The 24,103-nt window shown below is 64.6% G+C and carries 21 protein-coding genes and 2 pseudogenes; 10 read left to right on the plus strand and 13 right to left on the minus strand.

What is annotated here, in order from left to right:
• Nucleotides 1–52 precede the first annotated feature (52 nt).
• The 4 genes and pseudogenes from IVB18_RS45615 to IVB18_RS45630 all read left to right on the plus strand — a co-directional run bounded on the left by IVB18_RS45615 (nt 53) and on the right by IVB18_RS45630 (nt 4,590).
• Complete coding sequence (locus IVB18_RS45615; RefSeq protein WP_247986588.1) at nt 53–1,537, plus strand: D-alanyl-D-alanine carboxypeptidase family protein; 1,485 nt, start codon at nt 53–55, stop codon at nt 1,535–1,537.
• A 191-nt stretch (nt 1,538–1,728) separates the two neighbouring features.
• Nucleotides 1,729–3,414 carry a long-chain fatty acid--CoA ligase gene (locus IVB18_RS45620; RefSeq protein WP_247986589.1) on the plus strand — a complete coding sequence of 562 codons (1,686 nt, stop codon included), beginning with the start codon at nt 1,729–1,731 and terminating at the stop codon, nt 3,412–3,414.
• 14 nt (nt 3,415–3,428) lie between these two features.
• Nucleotides 3,429–3,984 (plus strand): annotated as a pseudogene (locus IVB18_RS45625) (DUF924 family protein).
• Nucleotides 3,985–4,104: 120 nt separating this feature from the next.
• The gene (locus tag IVB18_RS45630; protein WP_247986590.1) at nt 4,105–4,590 is read left to right on the plus strand and encodes a peroxiredoxin; all 486 of its coding nucleotides are present in this window, start codon (nt 4,105–4,107) and stop codon (nt 4,588–4,590) included.
• A gap of 164 nt (nt 4,591–4,754) precedes the next feature.
• Here the strand turns inward: IVB18_RS45630 and rnhA are convergent, their stop codons facing one another.
• From rnhA to ispH, 3 genes are read right to left on the minus strand one after another with little or no spacing between them, the layout of a single operon-like run.
• Nucleotides 4,755–5,219 carry a ribonuclease HI gene (rnhA, locus tag IVB18_RS45635; protein WP_247986591.1) on the minus strand — a complete coding sequence of 155 codons (465 nt, stop codon included), beginning with the start codon at nt 5,217–5,219 and terminating at the stop codon, nt 4,755–4,757.
• On the minus strand, nt 5,216–6,199 hold the full coding sequence (locus tag IVB18_RS45640) for a homoserine kinase (RefSeq protein ID WP_247986592.1): 984 nt from the start codon (nt 6,197–6,199) through the stop codon (nt 5,216–5,218). The genes rnhA and IVB18_RS45640 overlap by 4 nt, the downstream gene beginning before the upstream one ends.
• A 6-nt stretch (nt 6,200–6,205) precedes the next feature.
• Nucleotides 6,206–7,174, minus strand: a complete 969-nt coding sequence (ispH, locus tag IVB18_RS45645; RefSeq protein ID WP_247986593.1) for a 4-hydroxy-3-methylbut-2-enyl diphosphate reductase — start codon at nt 7,172–7,174, stop codon at nt 6,206–6,208.
• 244 nt (nt 7,175–7,418) lie between these two features.
• On the opposite strand from ispH, the gene IVB18_RS45650 reads away from it, so the two are divergent.
• On the plus strand, nt 7,419–8,114 hold the full coding sequence (locus IVB18_RS45650) for a cell cycle transcriptional regulator TrcR (RefSeq protein ID WP_247986594.1): 696 nt from the start codon (nt 7,419–7,421) through the stop codon (nt 8,112–8,114).
• Between the two features lie 105 nt (nt 8,115–8,219).
• On the opposite strand, the gene IVB18_RS45655 is transcribed toward IVB18_RS45650, so the two are convergent.
• From IVB18_RS45655 to IVB18_RS45665, 3 genes are all read right to left on the minus strand, one after another.
• Nucleotides 8,220–8,489 carry a hypothetical protein gene (locus IVB18_RS45655; RefSeq protein ID WP_247986595.1) on the minus strand — a complete coding sequence of 90 codons (270 nt, stop codon included), beginning with the start codon at nt 8,487–8,489 and terminating at the stop codon, nt 8,220–8,222.
• Between the two features lie 230 nt (nt 8,490–8,719).
• Entirely contained in the window at nt 8,720–10,642 is a 1,923-nt protein-coding gene (locus tag IVB18_RS45660; protein WP_247986596.1) for a propionyl-CoA synthetase, read from the minus strand.
• Nucleotides 10,643–10,810: 168 nt separating this feature from the next.
• Nucleotides 10,811–11,575, minus strand: coding sequence for a tetratricopeptide repeat protein (locus tag IVB18_RS45665; RefSeq protein WP_247986597.1), 765 nt, complete (start codon nt 11,573–11,575; stop codon nt 10,811–10,813).
• A gap of 100 nt (nt 11,576–11,675) precedes the next feature.
• Between IVB18_RS45665 and IVB18_RS45670 the strand changes: the two genes are divergently transcribed.
• The 3 genes and pseudogenes from IVB18_RS45670 (at nt 11,676) to IVB18_RS45680 (ending at nt 15,620) form a co-directional block, all read left to right on the plus strand.
• Complete coding sequence (locus IVB18_RS45670) at nt 11,676–13,220, plus strand: sodium:proton antiporter (protein ID WP_247986598.1); 1,545 nt, start codon at nt 11,676–11,678, stop codon at nt 13,218–13,220.
• A gap of 214 nt (nt 13,221–13,434) precedes the next feature.
• Nucleotides 13,435–14,480, plus strand: a pseudogene (locus IVB18_RS45675) (IS110 family transposase).
• A 369-nt stretch (nt 14,481–14,849) separates the two neighbouring features.
• Nucleotides 14,850–15,620: a hypothetical protein gene (locus tag IVB18_RS45680; protein WP_247986599.1), complete on the plus strand. Its 771-nt coding sequence runs from the start codon at nt 14,850–14,852 to the stop codon at nt 15,618–15,620.
• A 187-nt stretch (nt 15,621–15,807) separates the two neighbouring features.
• Here IVB18_RS45680 and IVB18_RS45685 read toward each other — a convergent pair whose 3' ends face one another.
• The 5 genes from IVB18_RS45685 to IVB18_RS45705 form a co-directional block, all read right to left on the minus strand.
• Nucleotides 15,808–16,614 (minus strand): glucose 1-dehydrogenase, encoded by an 807-nt coding sequence (locus IVB18_RS45685; protein ID WP_247986600.1) that lies wholly within the window; start codon nt 16,612–16,614, stop codon nt 15,808–15,810.
• Nucleotides 16,615–16,706: 92 nt separating this feature from the next.
• Nucleotides 16,707–17,084 (minus strand): DUF1850 domain-containing protein, encoded by a 378-nt coding sequence (locus IVB18_RS45690; protein ID WP_247986601.1) that lies wholly within the window; start codon nt 17,082–17,084, stop codon nt 16,707–16,709.
• The gene (locus IVB18_RS45695) at nt 17,081–19,195 is read right to left on the minus strand and encodes a TRAP transporter permease (RefSeq protein WP_247986602.1); all 2,115 of its coding nucleotides are present in this window, start codon (nt 19,193–19,195) and stop codon (nt 17,081–17,083) included. Before IVB18_RS45695 ends, IVB18_RS45690 begins: the two co-directional genes overlap by 4 nt.
• Before the next feature lie 162 nt (nt 19,196–19,357).
• Entirely contained in the window at nt 19,358–20,305 is a 948-nt protein-coding gene (locus tag IVB18_RS45700) for a TAXI family TRAP transporter solute-binding subunit (protein WP_247986603.1), read from the minus strand.
• A 209-nt stretch (nt 20,306–20,514) separates the two neighbouring features.
• Complete coding sequence (locus IVB18_RS45705) at nt 20,515–20,994, minus strand: hypothetical protein (RefSeq protein ID WP_247986604.1); 480 nt, start codon at nt 20,992–20,994, stop codon at nt 20,515–20,517.
• 192 nt (nt 20,995–21,186) lie between these two features.
• Between IVB18_RS45705 and IVB18_RS45710 the strand changes: the two genes are divergently transcribed.
• Nucleotides 21,187–21,489 (plus strand): hypothetical protein, encoded by a 303-nt coding sequence (locus IVB18_RS45710; RefSeq protein WP_247986605.1) that lies wholly within the window; start codon nt 21,187–21,189, stop codon nt 21,487–21,489.
• A gap of 150 nt (nt 21,490–21,639) precedes the next feature.
• On the opposite strand, the gene IVB18_RS45715 is transcribed toward IVB18_RS45710, so the two are convergent.
• Together IVB18_RS45715 and IVB18_RS45720 are read right to left on the minus strand one after the other, a co-directional pair.
• On the minus strand, nt 21,640–22,824 hold the full coding sequence (locus IVB18_RS45715) for a hypothetical protein (RefSeq protein WP_247986606.1): 1,185 nt from the start codon (nt 22,822–22,824) through the stop codon (nt 21,640–21,642).
• Between the two features lie 56 nt (nt 22,825–22,880).
• Nucleotides 22,881–23,507, minus strand: coding sequence for a CoA pyrophosphatase (locus tag IVB18_RS45720; RefSeq protein WP_247986607.1), 627 nt, complete (start codon nt 23,505–23,507; stop codon nt 22,881–22,883).
• A 70-nt stretch (nt 23,508–23,577) separates the two neighbouring features.
• On the opposite strand from IVB18_RS45720, the gene IVB18_RS45725 reads away from it, so the two are divergent.
• Nucleotides 23,578–24,003 carry a PaaI family thioesterase gene (locus tag IVB18_RS45725; RefSeq protein ID WP_247986608.1) on the plus strand — a complete coding sequence of 142 codons (426 nt, stop codon included), beginning with the start codon at nt 23,578–23,580 and terminating at the stop codon, nt 24,001–24,003.
• Nucleotides 24,004–24,103 lie beyond the last annotated feature (100 nt).

The following is a 24,103-nucleotide window of genomic DNA, read 5'->3' on the forward strand; positions in this document are numbered from 1 at the left end:
ATCACGAGAGCCGCCCGGAACCGGCGGGTCTCCAAGGACCGGAAATCGGATAGTGCACGCACTTCGCCTGCTGCTTCGCCTCTCTTTGTTCAACCTGTTCGCCGCGGCACTCGCATGTGCTGCGCTGCTTGCACCGCGCGCGGCGAGCGCGGAAGCGCTGCTCCTGATCGAAGCCGACAGCGGCAAGGTGTTGCAGGCGGATAACGCGACCATTCCCTGGTATCCGGCCTCCGTCACCAAGATCATGACCGCTTATGTGACGCTGAAGGCGGTCAAGGACGGCAAGCTCACACTCGACACGCTGCTCACGGTATCGCCGACAGCGGCCTCGCAATCGCCCTCGAAGATGGGGTTCCGTCCGGGAACACAGCTCACCGTCGACAACGCGCTGAAGATGATGCTGGTGAAGTCGGCGAACGACATGGCCGTGGTGCTCGCCGAAGGCGTCGGCGGGTCGATCGACGGCTTCTCCGCGATGATGAACGATACCGCGATGAAGCTCGGCATGACGCAGACGAGCTACGTCAACCCCAACGGTCTGCCGGCCGACGGTCAGATCACGTCCGCGCGGGATCTCGGAATTTTGGCACGCTCGTTCCTGCGCGACCTGCCGGAATACGAATCCTTCGTGCATATCCCGGCGATCCGCTTCGGCAAGCGCGTCACAGGCAATTTCAACAAGCTGATCGGCCGCTATCCCGGCGCCGACGGTTTCAAGACCGGCTTCATCTGCGCCTCCGGCTATAATCTCGTGGCATCGGCCACGCGCAACGGCCGCCGGCTGATCGCGGTGGTGCTCGGCGCCAACTCCGGCACCGCGCGCGCGGTGAAGGCGGCGCAGCTGCTCGAGCGCGGCTTCTCGCAGGACAATCTGTCGTGGCTGCGTCCGTCGCTCGGCACCGTCGAAAACCTCGTGCCGGTCGATGCCTCGCCGCCGAACCTGCGCGACGACATGTGCGGCGGCCACCGCAAGCGGCCGGCCAGCGACGATGACGACGCGCTGATCGCAACCAATGGCGGCACCACCGGATCGGCCTCGGCCACCGGCGGCGAAGCCCAGGTGACGTTCTTCACCGCGGGCCTTCAGCCGCCCTTGATGAAGGCCTCCGAACTGATGGCCTCGGCGGCGGCGTCCGCAGAGCCCGTGCTGGTGTATACCGGCCCGACCCGCACCGGCACCGCCCTGATCGCGGCGGTCGCGGCCGATGCCGACCAGCAGGTGACCCCGAAACCGCGTGGCAAGAAGTCGCGCGTCGCCAAGAAGCCTGACGCTGCCGACAAGCCCAAGGACACGAGCAAGGACGCCGGCAAGGATACCAAGCCGGTTGCGGCAAAGCCGGATGCCAAGCCGGGTGACGCCAAGAGCGGTACAAAGAGCGACACCAAGACCGCAGCCAGGCCGGCCGCGAGCAAGCATGCCGCGGCCAAGCCCGATGCGGCGGCAAAACCTGCTGTAAGCGGCGATCAGGCGGCCAAGCCGGCCAAGCCCAAGGCGGCCACCAAGCCTGCGGCCAAGCCCGCGCCCAACAACAGTTAACGGCTGCTCGACACGAGACCACGCCCGCACTTCGCAGCTGCGGCAGCGCCGCTTGCCGCGATTCCGGTAGCCACCCCCCGGCCTTTGTCCTAAGCCTCGAACGCTTGCCACCAGTTCCGGCAGGCTCGATACTGCCGGCAAATAGGCAAGCCCGAGACACAACGGGCTCAGGTCAAGAGAGGGGAGTTTCCATGGAGCGCATCTGGCTCAAGCAATATCCGCCCGGCGTGCCCGCTGACATCGAGCCGACCCAATACGCATCGCTGGTCGACCTGCTGGAGGAGAGCTTCGCCAAGTTCGCCGACCGCAAGGCGTTCATCTGCATGGACAAGTCGATCAGCTATCGCGAGCTCGACCAGATGTCGGTCGCGCTTGCTGCCTATTTGCAAGGCCGTGGGCTCCAGCGCGGCGCCCGCGTCGCGATCATGATGCCGAACGTGCTGCAATATCCGGTCGCGACCGCGGCCGTGCTGCGCGCCGGTTTCGCGGTGGTCAACGTCAACCCGCTCTACACGCCGCGCGAGCTCGAGCATCAGCTCAAGGATTCCGGCGCCGAAGCCGTCATCGTGCTGGAGAACTTTGCCCACACCGTCCAGCAGGTGATCGCCAAGACGGCTGTGAAGCATGTCATCGTGGCCAGCATGGGCGACCTGCTCGGCTTCAAGGGTGTGATCGTCAATCTCGTCGTCCGCCGCGTCAAGAAGATGGTGCCGGCCTGGTCGTTGCCGGGCGCGGTGTCCTTCAACGACGCGCTGTCGGCCGGCCGCGGTGCGACGTTCAACAAGCCGAAGCTGTCGCCCGGCGATGTCGCCTTCCTGCAATATACCGGCGGCACCACCGGCGTCTCCAAAGGCGCCACCCTGCTCCACCGCAACATCGTCGCCAACGTCTTGCAGAACGACGCCTGGCTCCAGCCGGCGATCGCCGCGCCTCCGCATGTCGATCAGCTCATGATCGTCTGCGCGCTGCCGCTCTACCACATCTTCGCGCTGACGGCCTGCTACCTGCTCGCGGTGCGCGCCGGCGGCTGCAATCTGCTGATTCCCAACCCGCGCGACATCGCGGGCTTCGTCAAGGAATTGGCGAAGTACCAGGTCAACAGCTTCCCGGCGGTCAACACGCTGTACAACGGGCTGATGCATCATCCCGACTTCAAGAAGCTCGACTTCTCCAAGCTGAAGATCTCCAACGGTGGCGGCATGGCGGTGCAGCGCACCGTCGCCGAGCAGTGGAAGGCGGTGACCGGCTGCTTCATCGCTGAAGGCTACGGCCTGTCGGAGACCTCGCCGACACTGACCTGCAATCCGGCGACCACGACCGATTTCTCCGGCTCGATCGGCATCCCCGTGCCCTCGACCTGGATCTCGATCCGCGACGACGACGGCAACGAGGTGCCCCTGGGCCAGCCCGGCGAGATCTGCGCCAAGGGCCCGCAGGTGATGTCGGGATATTGGAACAGACCGGAAGACACCGCCAACGTGATGACGGCGGACGGCTATTTCCGCACCGGGGACATCGGCGTGATGGACGAGAGGGGTTACACCAAGATCGTCGACCGCAAGAAGGACATGATCCTGGTCTCCGGCTTCAACGTCTATCCGAACGAGATCGAGGAAGTGATCGCGAGCCATCCGGGCGTGCTGGAATGCGCCGTGATCGGCATCCCCGACTCCAAGTCGGGGGAGGCGGTGAAGGCCTTCGTGGTCAAGAAGGACCCGAACCTCACCGCGGAAGAAGTGATCAAGTTCTGTCACGGGCAGCTCACCGGCTACAAGGTGCCCAAGCACATCGAATTCCGCACCGACCTGCCGAAGACCAATGTCGGCAAGATCTTGCGACGGCAGCTCCGCGACGAGAAGAAGGCCGAGGCGGCGTAAGCGCGCCTTGGTTCATGCCAGAGCTCGGCGACATCAAGCCGGCGGACATTCTCGCCTTCTGGCGCGAAGCCGGTCGCGACCGTTGGTACAAGCGCGACGATGCGTTCGACGCGGACATCAGGCGCCGCTTCCTCGCGCTGTGGCAGAAGGCGGCCGCCGGCGGATTGGCGTCCTGGGAGGCAAGCGATGACGGTGCGCTGGCGCTCGTCATCGTGCTCGACCAGTTTCCCCGCAACATGTTCCGCGGCGACGCCAGCGCCTTCTCCAGCGATGCGCTGGCGCGCGACGTCGCCCGCCGCGCCATCGATCGGGGCGCAGATCGCAGGATCGACCCCGGCCTGCTCGAATTCCTCTACATGCCCCTGATGCATTCCGAGCACCTGCACGACCAGCTGCACTGCGTCGCGCTGTTTCAAGACACCGACAATGCCGAAGAACCTGAAATACGCCGAGGAGCATGCCGATATCATCCGCCGGTTCGGCCGCTTCCCTCACCGCAACGGCCTGCTGGGACGCGAGACCACGCCGGACGAGCAGGCCTTCCTCGATAGTGGCGGCTTTTCCGGCTGATGACATGACCGTGAAGGGCCGGTGCTCTCGCTGCTTCGCATGTCGCTTCTCTTGCCGGCAATATTGTGCAGGCCCGCCGCACAGTCTAAAAAGCAGGACCGATTTTCAGGGAGACTGACGATGGCGATCCAGATTGGCGAAAAACTGCCCGAGGCGAAATTCCGCGTGATGACGGCGGAAGGTCCGCAGGTGAAGACCACCGACGATATCTTCAAGGGCAAAAAGGTCGCGCTGTTCGCGGTGCCCGGCGCCTACACCGGCACCTGCCACAAGATGCATCTGCCGAGCATCTTCCTCAACGCCTATGCCATCAAGGACAAGGGCGTCGACAGCATCGCCATCGTCTCCGTCAACGACGCCTTCGTCATGAACGCCTGGAAGCGCGACACCGACCAGCGCGACGAGGCCACCTTCCTCGCCGACGGCAATGCTGATTTCACCAAGGCGATCGGCATGGAGCTCGACGCCTCCGCCAATGGCCTCGGTATCCGCTCCAAGCGCTACTCGATGCTGATCGAGGACGGCGTGGTCAAGAAGCTGAACCTCGAGGCGATGCCCGGTAAGGTCGAGGTCTCCGGCGGCGATACGCTGCTGGGGCAGCTGTAAGGCGAGATCGCTTTCAGCCACATCCGACGCTGTCATGCCCCGCGAAAGCGGGGCATCCAGCATTCCAGAGACAGTTGTTGTTGAATCGAGAGGCCGCGGCGTACTGGATCGCCCGGTCAAGCCGGGCGATGACGGCCGAGCGTGGGAGAGAGCGAGCGCTCTCGCTACTCCCTCACCCTCTGCTGCAACCTCGCCACCGCGATCCCGTCGCGCGCGAGCTGATCGGCGCGTTCGTTTTCGGGGTGGCCGGCGTGGCCCTTGACCCAGTGCCAACGGATCTCGTGCGCCTTCAGGGCGGCATCGAGGCGCTGCCATAACTCGACGTTCTTGACCGGCTTCTTGTCGGCGGTGCGCCAGCCGTTGCGCTTCCAGCCGTGGATCCAGCCGGTGATGCCCTGCCGCACATATTGGCTGTCGGTGTAGAGATCGACGGTGCACGGCTTCTTCAACGCTTCCAGCGCGGAGATCGCCGCCATCAGCTCCATCTGGTTGTTGGTGGTGTGGCGCTCGCCGCCGTTCAGCTCCTTCTCCTTGTCGCCGAACTTCAGGATCGCGCCCCAGCCGCCGGGCCCGGGATTTCCCGAGCAGGCGCCGTCGGTATAGATGATGACATTGGGCAGCTCGCTCACGCGACCAGTCCTGACGGCATCAGCCCGTAGTCGCGCACGCTCGAAACGCTCTGGTGAAAGCGCAGCTTGCGGACATATTCCAGCGGATCCTTCGGCTTCACCAGTGCGCCCGCCGGCACGTTGAGCCAGTCGACCAGCCGCGTCAGCAGGAAGCGGATCGCGGCGCCGCGCGCCAACAACGGCAGCGCGGCCTCTTCCGCCTCGGACAGTTTCCGCACACGGCCATAGGCATTGAGGAAGGCGCGCGCCTTGGTGACGTTGAAGGAATGATCCGGCTCGAAACACCAGGCGTTGAGGCAGATCGCGACGTCATAGGCCAGCATATCGTTGCAGGCAAAGGTGAAGTCGATGATCCCCGAGAGCTGGTCGCCGAGGAAGAAGACGTTGTCGTTGAAGAGGTCGGCGTGGATCACGCCTTCGGGCAGCTGCTTCGGCCAGACGCCGCTCTCGAGATAATCGAGCTCGGCGGCGAGGAACGCGCGCAGCCCCGGCTGCACCTCGTCGGCGCGCGGAGCAGCAGCATCGAACAGCGGACGCCACCCGGAGACGGACAGCGCGTTGGCGCGCTTGATCGCGAAATTGGCGCCGGCCAGATGCATCTTCGCCAGCGCCTGTCCGACGCCGGCGCAATGGGTCGCATTCGGCTTGCGCGGCCAGACGCCTTCGAGAAAGGTGATGATCGCAGCCGGGCGTCCCGCCAGCTCGCGCAGCGCCTCGCCGTCCTTCGCCTTCACCGGCAGCGGACAGTTGATGCCGTGCTCGGCGAGATGGGTCATCAGCGCGAGGAAGTACGGCAGATCGTTCTTTTCCACGCGCTTCTCATAGAGCGTGAGGATGAACGAGCCCTTGGTGGTGTGCAGCAGGAAGTTTGAATTCTCGACGCCCTCGGCGATGCCCTTGTAGGAGAGCAATTCGCCGAGATCGTACTGGCTCAGGAGATCCGCAAGCTCGTCGGCGGCGACGTCGGTGTAGACCGCCATAAAGGTCTACTCGGCGGCGGCTTCGGGGCGCACCGAACGCGGCAGCGGGAAGAATTCGTTCTCTTCCGCGGCCGAGACCGTCTCCACATGCAGCGTGAAGCGCTCGGCGAAGGCGTCCATGATCTCTTCGACGATCACCTCCGGCGCCGAGGCACCCGCGGTGATGCCGAGGCTGGTGATGTTTTCGAACCGCTTCCAGTCGAGGTCGGCGGCGCGCTGCGCCAGCACGGCGATCGCGCAGCCCTCGCGCTCGGCGACTTCGCGCAGGCGCTGCGAGTTCGACGAGTTCGGCGCGCCGACCACGATCAGCGCGTCGACCACCGGCGCCACCTTCTTCACCGCGAGCTGGCGGTTGGTGGTGGCGTAGCAGATGTCTTCCTTGTGCGGCCCGTTGATGTTCGGGAAGCGCTCCTTCAGAAGTGCCACGATCTCCGCGGTGTCGTCGATCGACAGCGTGGTCTGGGTCACGAAGGCGATGTTGTTGGGGTCCTTCGGCGTGATGGTCTTGGCGTCCTCGGCGGTCTCGATCAGGGTCACGGCACCGGTCGGAAGCTGGCCGAGCGTGCCAACCACCTCGGGGTGATGGGAATGGCCGATCAGGAAGATCTCGCGGCCGCGCTTGAAGTGGATCGCCGCCTCGCGGTGCACCTTGGTTACCAGCGGGCAGGTCGCGTCCAGCGAGAACAAATTGCGGGACTGGGCGTCGGCCGGAACCGACTTCGGCACGCCATGGGCCGAGAATACCACGGGGGCCGTGGTGTTGACCGGGATCTCAGCGAGTTCCTCGACGAAGATGGCGCCCTTCTTCTTCAACCCGTCGACGACGTACTTGTTGTGCACAATCTCATGACGAACATAGACGGGAGCGCCGTATTTATCGAGCGCCCGTTCCACGGTGTCGATCGCCCGGACCACCCCGGCGCAGAAGCCGCGTGGAGAACAAAGCACGATCTTGAGGTCTGGTTTGGCTGACATTGAGCAATCTCGGGACCGAATCACCTCGCCAAATGGGCGGGAAGCGGTCGATGGATGGAATAGGGCTTAGGTACGGGCTTACAGGGAATTGGGCCCCCTTTCGGGCGCTGTCAAGGCACTATCTATAGCAGAACCATTGCGTGGCTACCCCCTCCGGGCTTATATAGCGCGAATTCCCAGTCATCGCTGATGACCACCGGTTTCGCCTCCAAAAGGGGTGGGCGAAGCACAAAGGAGATTTGCCATGAGCAACGCACCTCTGATGCCCAAGGCGACCGCCGTCTGGCTGCTCGACAACACCGCGCTGACCTTCGACCAGGTCGCCGATTTCACCAAGATGCACCCCCTGGAGATCCGGGCGATCGCGGACGGCGACGCCGCGCAGGGCATCAAGGGCATGGATCCCATTTCCAACGGCCAGCTTACCCGCGAGGAGATCGAGAAGGCCGAGAAGAACCCGGACGCCCGGCTCCGCCTCCAGGAGAGCAAGGTGGTGCTGCCGCCCCAGCCCAAGCGCAAGGGCCCGCGTTACACCCCGGTCTCACGCCGCCATGAGCGCCCGAGCGCCATCCTCTGGCTGCTGCGCAACCACGCCGAGTTGAAGGACGCCCAGATCATGCGCCTGGTCGGCACGACCAAGAGCACGATCGCGAGCGTCCGCGACCGCACCCACTGGAACACGTCGTCGTTGACGCCCATCGATCCCGTGACCCTCGGTCTCTGCTCGCAGATCGAGCTCGATTTCGAGGTGGCGCGCGCGGCCAAGGAAAAGCCGATCGACACAGCCTATGGCGGCGCGACGTTGCTGCCGGCCTCGGAGACCACCAAGAAAGACGAGTTCGAGCCGGCGGAGCGATCCAGCGACGACCTCAATGTCGACGCCGTGTTCGCCAAGCTGAAGACGCTCGGCGGCAAGAAGCAGGACCAAGAGGAGGAGTAATCCTCTTCTCTTCGTTCGCTATCGAATCCGATTTAAACGCGGCGGGCCAACCCGCCGCGTTTTTGTTTGTGGCCGGGTAACGGACGACGATCGCGAGAGGCGCGCCTACGGCCGCTCCGGATGATTCAGCATGTACTCGCCGAGATCGCGCTGGCGGCGGTCGGAGCGGGTGATCGCGGCGTTGCGCTGGACGTCGCGATCCTTGCGGCAGGCCACGTATTCGGGCGAGCCGATCACGTAGCCGCGGCTCTGGCAGACCGCGTCATCATCGTCACCGCCCATCGCCACCGGGGTCTGGTAGCGCGCGGAGCAGGCGGAGAGAGCGATAGCGAGGAATGCGGCTGCGAGCAGGCGCGGCGCAGTGGAGAGCGGCATACAAGGTCCCTTATTTGCCGGCACTGTGTAGCGCGGAATGAGGAAAATGTAAGTCCGCAGACGCCGCTCCGCGCTCGCTGTCATTCCCCGCGAAGGCGGGGAATCCAGTACTCCGCGACCTCTCGGCTCTAGCATCGCCGCCTCTGGAATACTGGATCGCCCGCCTTCGCGGGCGATGACAGCGGAAGTCGGAGCAACGGCGTCGCGCCCCACGGGCAGAGCGCTCTGGCTCACACCCTCCCCTTCAGCGCCTCGCCAATCTCATCCAGCACCTTGGGATCCTCGATCGTCGCCGGCATGGTCCAGGCCTCGCCGTCGGCGATCTTCTTGATGGTGCCGCGCAAGATTTTTCCCGAGCGCGTCTTGGGCAGGCGGCCGACGGTGATGGCGAGCTTGAAGGCGGCGACGGGGCCGAGCCTGTCGCGCACAAGTGCCACGATCTCCTTCTCGATCTCGGCTGGCGTGCGCTTGACGCCGGCCTTGAGCACCAGGAAGCCGCAAGGCACCTCGCCCTTGATCGCGTCCTTGACACCGAGCACGGCGCATTCGGCCACATCCGGGTGCGAGGCCAAGATCTCCTCCATGCCGCCGGTCGAGAGACGATGGCCGGCGACGTTGATGATGTCGTCGGTGCGGCCCATCACGAAGACATAGCCGTCCTCGTCCTTGTAGCCGGCGTCCGACGTCTTGTAGTAGCCGGGGAATTCAGTGAGGTAAGCCTCCCTAAAGCGCTCATCCTGATTCCACAGCGTCGGCAGACAGCCCGGCGGCATCGGCAGCTTGATGACGATCGAGCCCATTGTGTTGGGACCGACGGGCTTTGCGGCTTCATCCACCACGTCGACCTGGTAGCCCGGCATCGGCACCGTCGGCGAGCCGTGCTTGACCGGCAGCATGCCCAAGCCGACTGGATTGCCGGCGATGCACCAGCCGGTCTCGGTCTGCCACCAATGGTCGATCACCGGCACCTTCAACTGCGCCTCCGCCCATTCCACCGTCGGCGGATCGGCGCGCTCGCCGGCGAGGAACAGCGTGCGGAATGTCGAGAGATCGTACTGCCCGATGAACTTGCCCTCCGGATCCTCCTTGCGAATGGCACGGAACGCAGTCGGCGCGGTGAAGAAGGCGACCGCCTTGTGCTCGCTGATGACGCGCCAGAACGCGCCGGCATCGGGCGTGCCGACCGGCTTGCCCTCGTACATGATCGAGGTCGCACCGTGCAGCAGCGGACCGTAGATGATGTAGCTGTGGCCGACCACCCATCCGATGTCGGAGCCGCACCACCAGACCTCGCCGGGCTTGACGCCATAGAGGTTGAACATCGACCATTTCACCGCGACGAGATGGCCGCCATTGTCGCGCACGACGCCTTTGGGAATGCCGGTCGTCCCTGACGTGTAGAGGATGTAGAGCGGATCGGTGGCGGCGACCGGTACGCAAGGGGCTTTCTTGCCGTCGTTCATCGCCTTGCGGCGCAGGCTCGCCCAATCGTAATCACGGCCCGGCGCGAGGTCGCAGATGTGCTGCCGACGTTGCAGCACGATGCAGGCCTTCGGCTTCACGCCCGCGAGCCTGATCGCTTCGTCCAGCAGCGGCTTGTAGTGCACGATGCGGCCGGGCTCGATGCCGCAGCTTGCCGACAGGATCAGTTTCGGCTGGGCGTCGTCGATGCGGGTGGCGAGCTCTTTCGCCGCGAAGCCGCCGAACACCACGGAGTGCACCGCGCCGATGCGCGCGCAGGCCAGCATCGCGACCACGGCCTCAGGCACCATCGGCATATAGAGGATGACGCGGTCGCCTTTCGTAACACCAAAATCCTGCATGATCGCGGCGAGCGCCTGGACCTCGGCGAGCAGTTCGGCATAGGTGAATTTGGTGACCGAGTTGGTCAGCGGCGAATCATGGATCAGCGCGACCTGGTCGGCGCGGCCGCGCTCGACATGGCGGTCGAGCGCGTTATAGCAGGTGTTGACGACGCCGCCGCTGAACCAGCGGCCGTAGACGCCCTGCGAGGGGTCGAAGATCTTTTTCGGCGGCGCGATCCAGTCGATCTCGTTGGCCGCCTCAGCCCAAAAGCCCTCGGGATCGGCCAGCGAGCGCGCGTAAATCTCGTGATAGCTGCTCTTTCCGTCGAAGTTTCCCTGGACTTTCATGCCTGCGCTCCCGTTCCCTTTATTGGCCTGGCCTTGCCCTGACGACAGGACATTCGTCCCGCCATGACCAGGATCAAATGCCGGCCTTGTTTGAGGGGTATCTTCCCGGGAACGGGCCGCGGTTCAAGCTGAAAAGAGCGCTGCGAGCGGAGAGAGGCGAAAACCGCCTCAATATCCATCCGCCCCGTTCAGCCGTACCAAGCGCTCCTGCATCGCCTTCTTCAGATCGTACCCCGGCCGCCCAAACTCGGCGTTGCGGCGGGCGATGAAATCGTCCTGCTCGCGTTGGAGCGTCCTGGCTTCGCTCGCATTGCGGGCTTCGCGCAACACGCGCGCGTTGGCCGCAAAAACCTCGCGGTCGAGGTCGGCGAGCTCGCGGTTGGCGCAGATCGCTTTCTCCACAGCACGGCGCGCGCTCCCGCAATTGAAGCTGGGCTTGCCGGCGACCGCCATCTGCGCCCCGATCCGCTCGAGCTCGCGCGCCATCGCCTTGTGATTGGCCTTGGCCTTCTCATGGTTCGGATCGATCTTCAGCGCCGCGCCAAAATCCTGCACGGCCTTGGGGCGGTCGCCCTTCTTCAGCCAGAGCTCGCCGCGCGCGTTGAAGATATCGGCGAGCGCGGGATCGAGCTCCAGCACACGGCTGTCGTCGGCGATCGCGCGGTCGATCTGGTCTCGCCGCGCATAGAGGGCACCGCGCGCAATCAGGGCCTTGATCAGGTCGGGCTTCGCCGTCTTCTCGTTGTCGATAACCGCGGCGCAAGCCGGCCCGGCTTTGTCGATGTCATCGGCCGCGCTCGCCGCGAGGCACGCCGCGATATCGACCTGCGGGACCGCGGCCGGCTCGCCGCCGGTCGCCGCATGGGCTGTACCGAGCGAGAGCGCGCAAAGCAGCACGGCGCCGGAAATTTGGATCAGGACGGAAGAACGCATTGTTGCAGTCGGAAGCCTTGCTTTGTGGCCTTACTATCCATCATACGGCCGGATTGATGCTAGCTTATGGCGTCGCTCAAATCGGTTTCAGGGCTCTCACGTGTCGACATTCGAATGGATCATCGCGCTGCTGCTCGGCGCCGTTGCATTATCGGCGCTGGCGCGGCGGATCAAGGTCCCCTACCCGACCTTTCTCGCCATCGGCGGCGCGCTGATCGCCTTCATCCCGTCGAGCCCGTCCTGGACGCTGGAGCCCGACCTCGCATTGGCGCTTTTTGTCGCACCGGTGCTGCTCGACGCCGCCTTCGACACCTCGCTGCGCGATCTCCGCAACAACTGGGTTCCGGTCTCGACCCTGGTGGTGGCCGCAGTCGGCATGACCACGGCCGGCGTCGCGTTGGTCGCGCACTGGCTGATGCCGGACCTGCCGTGGGCCGCCGCGATTGCGCTCGGTGCGATCGTGGCACCTCCGGACGCCGCGGCTGCGGTCGCGATCCTGAGCCAGGTGAAGCTACCCTACCGTATGGTGAAAGTCCTGGAGGGCGAAAGCCTGCTCAACGACGCCAGTGCGCTGCTGATCTATCGCATCGCGGTCGGTGCGATCGCCATGGAGCATTTGAAATGGAGCGAGGTCGCGCCGACGATCGCGCTGGGGCTGGTCGGCAGCGTCCTCGCCGGACTTCTGGCCGGCCGCATCATCCCGCTGTTCATGCGGCGGGTGACCGAGGTGCCGAGCGCGATCATCGTGCAGTTCGCCACCACCTTCATGGTCTGGATCGCCGCCGAGCATCTCGGGCTGTCGGGCATCCTCACCATCGTGGTCTACGCCATCACCATCGCGCGCACCGCGCCGGCGAGCATGCCGGCACGGCTGCGGGTGCCGTCCTATGCGGTGTGGGAGACGACGGTGTTCGTGCTCAACGTGCTGGCCTTCATGCTGATCGGCATGCAGATGCGGCCGATCTGGACGCGGCTCGACCAGGAGGTGCGCTGGGAATATTGCGTGGCGGCGGCGTGGATCCTGCTCACCGTGGTCCTGGTACGGCTCGCCTGGGTAACGTTCTACCGCACGACGCTGCGCGTGCTGATCGCGCACGGGATCTATCATCCGAAAGATCCGAAGGCCGTCGCCTCGCCGAAGGGCGGCCTGATCATCGCATGGTGCGGCATGCGCGGCCTGGTCACGCTCGCCACCGCCTTTGCCCTGCCTGAAAATTTTCCCTATCGCGACTTCATCGTCTTCATCGCGTTTGCAGTGGTGCTGGGCTCGCTGGTGATCCAGGGCCTGACGCTGCGGCCGCTGATCCTGGCGTTCGGCCTCAAGGACGACGATCCCGTCGGCGTCGAGGTCGCCCGCGCACGCGCCATCGCATATCGCGCGGCGCTCGACGCGATCGAGGACGATCCGTCGGAGGAAGCGGAAATCCTCCGGCTCGAATATCGCGCCATCCTGATGCAGGCGGACGACGATCCCAACGGCGGCATCACCAACAGCGAGTTGCCCGCCGATCCGCTGCGCCGCCGCGCCATCGAAGCGGCGCGAAAATCGATCTTCAGCTTGCGCGCCACCGAAGTGATCGGCGACGATGCGTTTCATCGCATCGAGGAAGAGCTCGATCGCGCAGAATTGAGCGCGGGGGGATAAATCCCTCCATCGGCAAACTCCACCGTCGTCCCGGACCAGCGCGCCCAAAGCGCGCGCCGATCCGGGACCCATACCCACAGGGAGAAATTTGGCGAAGACTCCGGGGTTACATCTCGCGCCATAACCGCGCCCTGTGGTTGATGGGGTGGACGGCCCCCTACGGCATCAGTGTGCCAGAATGAGGTTGTCAGAAACTCATTCGCAGGAGCCGCCCGTGAACCAGATTATCCGCATTGGAATGGATACGTCGAAGTATATTTTTGTGCTGCATGGGGTTGATGAGGATGAGCGGCCTGTGCTGCGCAAGAAACTTTCGCGCAAGCAGGTGCTCGAGTTCTTCACCTCACCAAGTTGCCGCCGACCGTGATCGGGATGGAGGCCTGCGGGGCTTCGCAACATTGGGCGCGAGAGCTTCGCAAGCTCGGCCATGAGGTGAAGCTGATGGCGCCGCAACTGGTGAAGCCCTACGTGTCGCGGAACAAGAACGACGGGCGGGACGCGGAAGGGCTGTGCGAGGCGATGAGCCGACCGACCATGCGGTTCGTGCCGGTGAAGAGCGCCGAGCAGCAAGCCGCATTGATGCTGACGGGCATCCGCGACGGGCTGATCGCCCGGCGCACTCAGTTGACCAATACGATCCGCGGCCATGCGGCGGAGTTTGGCCTGATTGCGCCCAAGGGGCTGGACAAGATCGAGCCGTTGCTGGCGCAGATTGCGCAGGACGAGACGCTTCCTGTCCTGGCGCGCGAGCTGTTTGTCGTGCTGGGCCGCGAATGCGCTAAGCTCGAGAGCGAGCTGGAGGCGATCGAAGCCAGGCTGATGGCCTGGCACCGTGGCGATGCCATGGGCCGGCGTTTGGCGCAGATCCCCTCGGTCGGCCCGATCGTTGCCACCGCGCTGGTGATGAAGACGCCGGATCCGCGTGCGTTCCGCTCCGGTCGTCACTTTGCGGCCTGGCTCGGCCTCACGCCCAAGGACCATTCCACTGCCGGCAAGACCAGGCTTGGCAAGATCACGCGGGCTGGAGACGAGGACTTGAGGCGGCTGCTCGTGATCGGGGCCACGGCCGTGATCCAGCAGGCCCGACGTGGGCGCGGCCATCACTCGCGCTGGCTGTTGGCACTGATCCAGCGCAAGCCGCCGAAGCTTGCAGCCGTAGCGCTCGCCAACAAGGTGGCCCGCATCGCCTGGAAGCTGATGATCAGCGGCGAGAGTTACGACGCGGCACGGTTGAATGCCGCCGCGGTAGTCACCGCCTAACAGATTGGCCGGCCGGCGGTCGTTCGCCAGCCGACCCGGAAGCTGCAGGAGCAGATGGAGCGATCGATCGAGCAACGATGCGAGACATTCCGTGGGACCCATTGGCCGCCAGCAGGTCGCCGGGTTGTTTGGAACCCGCATCGCGCAAACCATCTTGGCCAGCGATCTAATCCATCGCACTCAACAGGCCGGACATATGGATGCAAGCGATCCGATCTCACCAAAAAGCTCTTGTGCCACGGGGGCCGTCCACATATGGGTCCCGGATCTGCGCTTACGCTTGTCCGGGACGACACCGGAGGGTGGGCGGCAGCGAGAGCAACGTCTCAATGCATTGAACCAAACCCCGCCTCCCCAGACTCACTCCAGATGACGACCTTGATCGACGACCGTCGTGTACGCGCGCGTGATGCGGCGCCTGCACGATATTTTTATCTCCACATGGCGCTGGCCTGCGCGGCCACCGCTTTTCTTGGCTTTGCACCGACCTATTGGGTCCCGCTCGCCAACCGGACGTTTTCCACGAGCCCGGTGATCCATTTTCACGGACTCTTGTTCTTCACCTGGACGCTCTATTTCGTGCTCCAGACCTGGCTCGCCGCCTCGGGCCGCGTGGTCAATCACCGTTCGCTCGGCATCGCCGGCGTATCGCTCGCGACCGCGATGACGATCTTCGGCTTCCTTGCTTCCGTGCATGTGATGCAGCATTCCGCTGCGCTCGGACAGCTAGAGCCCGGCATCGCCTTCTCGATCGTGCCGATGAGCGGGATCGCATTCTTTGCAGTGGTGTTCGTGCTCGCGATCATGAACACGCGCAAGCCGGAATTTCACAAGCGCCTGATGCTGCTCGCCGCGGTCTCGATCCTCGACGCCGCGATCGCGCGCTGGTTCCTCACCTTCCTCGCGCCTCCCGGACCGCCCGGCCCGCCGCCGGTACCGGTCACGATCGCGCCGGCGGTGGTCGCCTCGCTGCTGCTCGTCGTCGCCATGGTACGCGACTGGCGCATCGAGGGCCGCGTGCATCCGGTCTACATCTACGGCACGCTCGCGATGCTGGCGGTGAAGGTCTTGAACTGGCCGATCAGCGAGACGACAGCGTGGCATTCGTTTGCCGGCGGGATTTTGGCGCTGGCGCAGTGAGCTGCGCAACACTCCGCTGTCGTCCCGGACAAGCGTAGCGAAGCGGAGCGCCGATCCGGGACCCATAGCCACAGGCGGATTTGGTTACGAAGACTCGGAGTTACCGTTCAGCAAAACAACTCCACCCTGTGGCTATGGGTCCCGGATCTGCGCTTACGCTTGTCCGGGACGACGGCGGAGATTGGAGCTACGCCCCCGCCTTGCACGTGATCCCGCCGTCCACCACCAGCTCGATCCCCGTTACATATTTCGATTCGTCCGACGCCAGGAACAGCGCGGCGTTGGCGACGTCCCAGGCATCGCCCATGTGGCCCATCGGCACTTGCGCGTCGCGGGCGCGCCACATCGCATCGACGTCGCCCTTGGCGTAGCTGGCGGCAAGGCCGGCAGAATGCGCCACCATCGGCGTCTTCATCAGGCCGGGCAGGATCGCGTTGACGCGCACATGATGGCGCGCGAACTCGATCGCGGTGGTGCGCGTCATCTGGTTCATCGCGGCCTTCGAGGCGCCGTAGGTGACGTAGGAGATGCCCATGTGGCGGATCGAGGCGATCGAGGAGATGTTGATGATCGAGCCGCCGCCCTGCTTCACCATCACGGGAACGACATGCTTCATGGCGAAATAGGCGCTCTTGAGGTTGACGCTGAAGACGCGGTCCCAGCTCTCCTCGGTGACCTCGACCACGCTGCCCATCTCGGCGATGCCGACATTGTTGTCGAGCACGTCGATACGGCCGCAAGCCTTCAGGCATGCCGCGACCATCGCCTCGATCTCGCTCGCGCGGGAGACGTCGGCGGTGAACGCGCTCGCCTTGCCGCCCTCATCCGCGATGATCTTCGCGGTCTCTTCCGCCGCCGCGCCGTTGCGATCGACGCAAAACACCTGCGCGCCCTCGCGCGCAAAGGTCACCGCGGTAGCCTTGCCGTTGCCCCAGCCCGGACCGATCGAGCCGGCCCCCACCACCATCGCAACCTTGCCCTTGAGCCGATCCATCGCGTTTCTCCCTTGTTGTTATCATTGTAGCCCGGATGGAGCGCTGCGTAATCCGGGGCGGCGATCCCGGATTGCGCTTCGCTCCATCCGGGCTACGGATCATTGCAGACGCTCATCCTGGTGACGTTAGCACCGATCTGGTGACCGACAATCTCCGACAATGTCTGGCACTGCCCGTCATGACACACCCGCCACTCCCCGGCCGCGCCGGAGTTGCCGAGCACGACCTCCTGCATCGGCCGACGCTTCGGCTGCCACTGAAACCAGCCATCGACGAGCCGCGCTTCGGGCGGCGGCTCCATGCCGGCGCCCGTGCCCTTCACGCGCGCCTGCACCAACTCGAGACCGACAGGCGTGGCGCGCCAGTCCTCCTGCCAGTCGATCTTCTCGATCGAATGCGTCCAGACCAGCGTGAAGGCGGAAAGCGCCAGCGCCTTCACGCCGCCCGCTGTTGCGAAGCAGAGGCTCACACCGCCTCGACCGTCACCGGCGGACGCTGCCGCCACTGCCACAGCACCAGCGCGGCGGAGAGCAGGAAGCCTGCGGTATCGCTGAAGGGGAAGTCGCCGAGCAGGCAGAGCGCCGCGCCGAGCGCGACGACACGCTCGAGCAGCGTCAGCCGCGTGAACAGGAAGCCGATCGCGACCATGCCGAACAGCGCGATTGCCGCCAGTGCCTTCAAGCTCGCCAGCACCACCGCGCCGTAGAAGCCGAGCTTTGCCGCCATGGGATCGCCGGCCTGGAGCATCAATGCCGGCGAATAGACGAAGATGAAGGGAATGACGTAGCCGGCAAGCGCGATGCGCATCGCTTCCCAGCCGATCTTGTCCGGATTCTCCTTCGCGATCGGCGCCGCCGCCAGCGCTGCGAGCGCCACCGGCGGCGAGAGGTCGGCCATGATGCCGTAATAGAACGCGAACATGTGGCTCGCGATCAGGGGAACGCCGAGCTTTGCCAGCGCAGGCGCGGCAAGCGCGGCGGTGATGATGTAGGTCGGGATTGTCGGGATGCCGGTGCCGAGCAGGATCGACAGTAGCATGGTCATGATCAGCGCCAGGAACAGGCTCTTCTCGCCGAGCCCGATCACCCAACCGCCGAAGATGGTGCCGACGCCGGTCTGCGACATCATGCCGATGATGACGCCGACGATGGCGCAGGCCATGCCGACGGTGATGGCGGATTTCGCGCTTTCGGCAAGAGCGTCGCGACAGGCGCGCAGGGCGGCAAATCCGCCGCGCACGAACGCCGTGATCACGATCAACCCGACGACAACGCCTGCAACCGGCACGATCTGAAGACCGTCATCCGAGAGCGCGGCGACGACGAGCGCAAGCCCGATCCAGAAGATGTAGCGGATCAGCATCGAGGAGGCGCCGGCCGTGATGCTGGCGCCGAGAATCAGCGTTACCGTCAGCGCAAGGCCCATGCTGCCGGCATAGAGCGGCGTAAAGCCCTCGAACAGCATGTAGACCAGCGCCGCGAGCGGCAGCACGAGATACCAGCGCGTCACCAGCGCCTTCCAAGCGCTCGGGATCTCCGAGCGCTTCATGCCGACGAGGCCGTGCTTGCCGGCTTCCAGATGCACCATCCAGAAAGCGGAGGCGAAATAGAGCATCGCGGGGATCGCGGCCGCTCTCACGATCTCCGAATACTGAACGCCGAGCGTCTCCGCCATGATGAAGGCGACCGCGCCCATCACCGGCGGCATGATCTGCCCGCCCATCGAGGCCGTGGCTTCGACACCGGCGGCAAACGCGCGGCGGTAGCCGAACCTGATCATCAGCGGAATCGTGAACTGCCCGACGGTGACGACGTTGGCGACGCCGGAGCCGGAGATCGTGCCCATCATGCCCGAGGCGAACACGGCGACCTTGGCCGGACCGCCGCGGGTGCGGCCGAACAGGCCGAGCGAAACATCCGTGAAGAGCTGGATCATGCCGGCGCGCTCCAGGAACGAGCCGAACAGGATGAACAGGAAGATGTAGGTCGCCGAGACATAGATCGGCACGCCGTAAAAGCCCTCGGTGCCGAACGACAGATGCGTGACGATCTGATCGAAATCATAGCCGCGATGGTTGAGCGGCGACGGCAGATATTGCCCGAGGAACCAGTAGACGAGACAGGCGCCGCACATCAGCGGCAGCGCCGCGCCCATCAGCCGCCGCGTGCCCTCGAAGATCAGCACCGCGAGCAGCGTGCCGACAACGAGATCGAGCCGCGTCGGGTCGCCGTCGCGCGCAATCAAATCGGCGTAGAAGATCCACTGATAGAGCCCGCAGAAAAATCCGGCGCCGCCGATCAGCCAGCCGAGCGCGCGGCCAAGATCGCTCTTGGCAGTGAAATTGCCGATCAGGCCGAAGGTGAGGAGAACGAGGAAGCCGACATGGACGCCGCGCACCACCTGGCTCGGCAGATAGTTGAAGGCGGCGACATAGAGCTGGAAGGTGGCGAAGGCGATTCCGATCCAGTAGGCGAGACTGCCCCACCAGCCCGGACCAAAACCTTCCCGAAAGCCGTGCTCGAAATTGTCGAATTCAACCTTGATGGGCGCTTCAGCGGTGCCCTCTGCCTTTTCCAGCATTTCAACTCGTCCCCAATCGTCGAGCGCTTATAGCACTGGCACAGGGCATCCAAACCGTCATGCCCGGGCTTGTCCCGGGCATCCACGATCTTTCGCGCCTAGCCGTAGAACGTGGATGGCCGGGACAAGCCCGGCCATGACGTCCGACAGTAAGAGCCGACCTTACTTGATCAGCCCCTTTTCCTTGTAATAGCGGATCGCGCCGGGGTGCAGCGGAACCGGGCTGCCGGAGGCCGCCGTCTCGAGCTTGATCTCCTTGCCCGCCGCATGCGCGTTGGCAAGCTCCGGCAGCGACTCGTAGATCAGCTTGGTCATCTGATAGGCGAGATCGTCCGACACCGCAGAGCTGGTCACGAGGTAGTTGACCACGGCTGCGGTCGGAACGTCCTTGTCCTGCCCGGTATAGGTGTTGGCGGGAATGATCGCCGCGATGAAGGGTAGACCGATCTTGTCGACCGTCTCCTTCGGCACCGAGACGACCGTAATCGGGCTCGAGGTCGAGAGATCCTTCAGCGAAGCCACGCCGAGCCCGGCCGATTGCAGCGTCGCGCCGAGCTGGCGGTTCTTCATGAGGTCGACGGATTCGGCGAACGGCAGATACTCGACCTTGCCGAGGTCCTTGTAGCTCATGCCGGCGGCGCCGAGGATCGCGCGCGAATTCAGCTCCGTGCCCGACTTGGGCGCGCCGACCGACAGGCTCTTGCCCTTGAGGTCCGCGAGCGTCTTGATACCGGACTCGGCGGTCGCAACGATCTGGATGTAGTTCGGATAGATCGCGCCGATGGCGCGCAGCTTGTCGAGCTTTGCCTTGAAGCCCGCCTCCTCGTCGCCTTCCCAGGCCGCCTTCAGCGAGTCACCCAGCGTGAACGCCAGCTCGCCGCGGCCCTGCTGGAGCAGGATCAGGTTCTCGACCGACGCCTTGGTGGCCTGCACCTGCGTCTTCACGTTCGGAATCTTGTCGCCGTAGATTTTCCCGATCGCGACCCCGAGCGGATAGTAGACACCGGAGGTGCCGCCGGTCAGCACGTTGATGAAGGATTGCGCATGCGCGCAAGGCGCCGACGCCGCCAGAGCAAGAGCCGCGGCTGCGCCGAAAATGGTCCGTTTCATGATTTTTTCTACTCCCCAAACCGGCGGGGAAATTGGCCGGATGAGGCGATGGGGTCAACCCATCCAATAGTCAAAACAGGACTGCGGTAAATGGCTGACTCGGCTCGATTTTTGGGGAACCTGGCAGGTGCGGCGACTTGGCGCAGCCGGGCCGTGGAGCGCGCCTGACCCCATCAGGTTCGAGCGCGCGATCAGCTCACTGGGAAGCCTTACTGGAAGGTCATGTCCAGGCACTTGGAGATGTCGGAGCCCAGGCCGGAGGAGATGATAATGCAGCCGCGGACCTTCTGCGCGCTGACGTCGGCCGCCCAGACCGAGTAGCCGCCGGGACCGAAGAACGAGTTGGTGTTCGGCGGCTCGGTTTCGGTGGCGTCGAAATCGTAGTGGCCGTCGGTCTCGAAGATGCGCGGCTTCTTGGTGCAGCCGCCGTCGGTCTGGACGTTGATGACTTCCTTGTTGTCACGGGTCAGAGCGAGGGAGACCTGGCAGCGGAAATATTCCGAGGTCTTGGTGTTGAAGAGGTAGGTGTAGGATTTGCAGGTCGCGGTGTTCAGCTTGCCCGGGGCAAGACCGCGGCTACAGGAAATCCGCTGGTTGTGGCTGAGCTGGTAATCATCGGCCCGTGCGGCCGGCGCCAGCACCGTCAGCAGCAGCGCGGCGGCCGAGCAGGCTTTAACGACATGGTTCATCCGAATCATCCCTACCAATATTTTTGTCGAATTGCGTTCTAGACGGAAAGCGGAACATAGTCGCGCGGGGGCCGAGGGAAAATCACAAACTGCTGGGCAAGACGTGATGCAATGCGGCGCTTTCGCAAATTGACCCGGACGCACCGTTCGTGATTTGTTCAAGCTGGGCGCCTCAATGGGGAGGATAGGATGATGGCATTTTCAACAAAGACATTTTTGGTTGCCGCCGTGCTCGGCGCGTTCGCTGCACCCGCATTGGCGCAGACCGCTGCAACGCCTTGGGAGCTCAAGCCCGACACCGGCTATGCCTATGACAAGGACGGCAAGACCTTTTCCTACAAGATGGGCACCAGCAATGCCGGCGAACTGCTGAAGGGCGCCAAGAAGGTGCCGCGCGGCACGCTGTTCTTCATCGGCCATAACGGCCAGCTCTACATGCGCAGCGGCCCGTATCTGGAAGGCGACGGCAAGTTCAAGTTCGGGTCGGATCAGTAAGGGACGGCGGGGGCGGCGCGTACTCGGTGTCATCACCCGCGAAAGCGGGTGATCCAGTATTCCAGAGGCCGTGATGGGATACGGAGAAGCCGCGGCGTACTGGATGCCCCGGTCAAGCCGGGGCATGTCGAAGACCTGGTCTGACGCTACCTAAAACGCGCCCGCCAACTCCCTCGCACCGGCATTGTTGCTGTTGCTGTCCATCCGGGTGTCCGTCACCGCCAGCAGCTTGGCCACCGTGTTGTGGCGGATCGCGACCGGGTTGCGCTCGTAGCCGCCACGCTGGAAGAAGTTCGAGGTCGGCACCTGCTCGCGCATCGCCTGAGGCATCGTCACCATGTCGAGCCCGGTGCCGTCGCCGGTGAGGTTCATCATCTCGAGCTCGGCGGCGGTGAGCGGGCGCGTGTAGCCCTTGGCGCGCGCGAACAGCACCGAGGTCAGCAGCTTGTGGGTCTGGAGCATCGGGCCGACGTCGATATCGAGCACCATGGCATGCATGGCCCAGCCCTGTGCGGTATCACCGATCTTCTCGTGCTCCGACCAGGTGTCCGGCACGGACTTGGCATGCGCGACCATGCGCTTCAGCACGCTGAGTTTGTAATCCAGCGCTTTCCGTGCCGGCCCCGAAGTTTGCGCCGTCTTCTCACCGAGCGCACGGATGAATTCGTGGCCCTGCTCGGCCAGCAGCTCGACGCTGTTGGTGGTCAGCAGCTGATTGTAGCCCATCGCGGTCGAGATCGCACGCTTGCCGCCATGTTCAATTCCCGATTGCACGTCGTAACTGCCGGTGCCGCCGGTCTCGAACGAATAGACCCGCACCGCCTGCTCGCGCGTGAGCCCGGAGGCAAGTGCGTAGCGCGCATAGACGCGCTTGAACTCGGCCTCGGTCGTCGGGCGCTGCGGCGTGAACTGGTAGAGGTCCTGTGCCGCGCGCAGGAGATCGGCGACCACGGGAAGCGGCTTTCGCGGCGGACGCGTTTCCTCCGGTTCGGGATTCACCGGCCGCTTCGGCCCGTTATAGAGCGGCGGGTGCTCCAGCACGTAATCATCGAGCGTGACCTGCTGTCCACTGCGCCGCTTGGCGTTACGGCCGCGCCGCTTCTCCGAGATCTGGCTCCAATAGGCGCCGGCCTCGGCATCGAAAGCGCCACGGATTTCCTGATACTCCGCGAGCTTGCGGCGATATTCCGCGATCGCCTGCGGCGAGGCTTGCGCCATCGCGTTGCTGACGGCCGGCGGCAGCGCGGCAGAATCCTGGGCCGGCGCCGCCGGCGCGAGCAGGACGAGCGCGAGTGGAACCAGCGTCAAGGCATGTCGAATCGAGTGGTGATGCATGATGCCCTCTTAGCAGGCATCCGGTAACCGTCACGTTAACACGCCGTTTACCATCGTCACTTCCAGGCGAACACCGGCTGTCCCAGCTCGGCCACGCGGGTCGGCCGCCCCGCCAGCACCTCGCGGAACTGGTAGATCAGCGCCGCCGTCGGCGCGTGGATCAGACTTTTCTGGTGATGGAAGCGGATCACGCGGCGCGCGCTTTCGGGAATCGCGGTGAAGTCGAAGGCGTCGTCGCGCTCGATGGTTGCGAGCGCGATGCGATGGACCGAGGCAACCTCATCCGGGTTCGGCCTGATCGCGGCACTGTCGGCGGCCCAGACCACGACCGGCGTGATCAGGTAGCCGGAGCGGGTCGGATAGTCGTCGAGCAGGCCGAGCACCTCGCTTGTCGAGAGCTTGAGCGCAAGCTCCTCGTCGAGCTCGCGCAGCGCGGCCTCGACCGGCGTCTCGCCGGCGTCGCAGCGTCCGCCCGGCAAGGCCCACTGGCCGCGATGCGCGCGCAGATGTGATGCGCGCAGCGTGAGCAGGAAAGCGGTGTCGTCGCCGTCACTGGATGCAGTCAGCGCCAGCACCACCGCAGCGCGCTTCAGTGTCGACGGTTCGGTCGCGTCAGGCAGCCGCGCGAATGCCGCACAGGCGTCTGCGATATTCCGTCTGGTGGCATCGTCGAAAGGTCTCATGATGCTTGACTACACCAGGACCGCGCTTGATGAAACGAGGAGAGACACGCCGGCAAGGATGGACCGAGAGATGATCGACAAGACCGCCGCAAAGCTTAAATCAGACGGCTGGACGATCGTCGACACCAGCGGCTTCATCCACCTGATCGGCCCGCTGTGGGAGCGCAAGGTCGACGGCCACTACGAGTTTGCGCTTGCGACCCAGGACAAGCATCACAACCGCCGCGGCATGGTCCAGGGCGGCGTGATGATGACGTTCGCAGACCGTACCTGCGGCATGACTGCCCGCTACGAGAGCGGCAAGCAATACATGGCGACCGTGCAGCTCGACACGCATTTCGTCGAGGCCGGCAAGATCGGCGACATCCTGATCTCCCGCCCCCGGGTGGTGCGGATGACGCGCAGTCTCATTTTCATGAGCACGGAGCTCAGCGTGGACGACCGCTGTGTGGTGATGGCGAACGGCGTGTTCAAGATCTTGAAGGGACCGGAGTAGAGCCCGCACAGTGAGGCAGCCACTGCTGCGCACCCCACACTCCCCTGTCGTCCCGGCGAAGGCCGGGACCCATACCCCCAGGGAGAAGTTGTGGCGCGAA

Origin of the sequence: Bradyrhizobium sp. 186, from assembly GCF_023101685.1 — a bacterium.
Classification (GTDB): Bacteria; Pseudomonadota; Alphaproteobacteria; order Rhizobiales; family Xanthobacteraceae; genus Bradyrhizobium.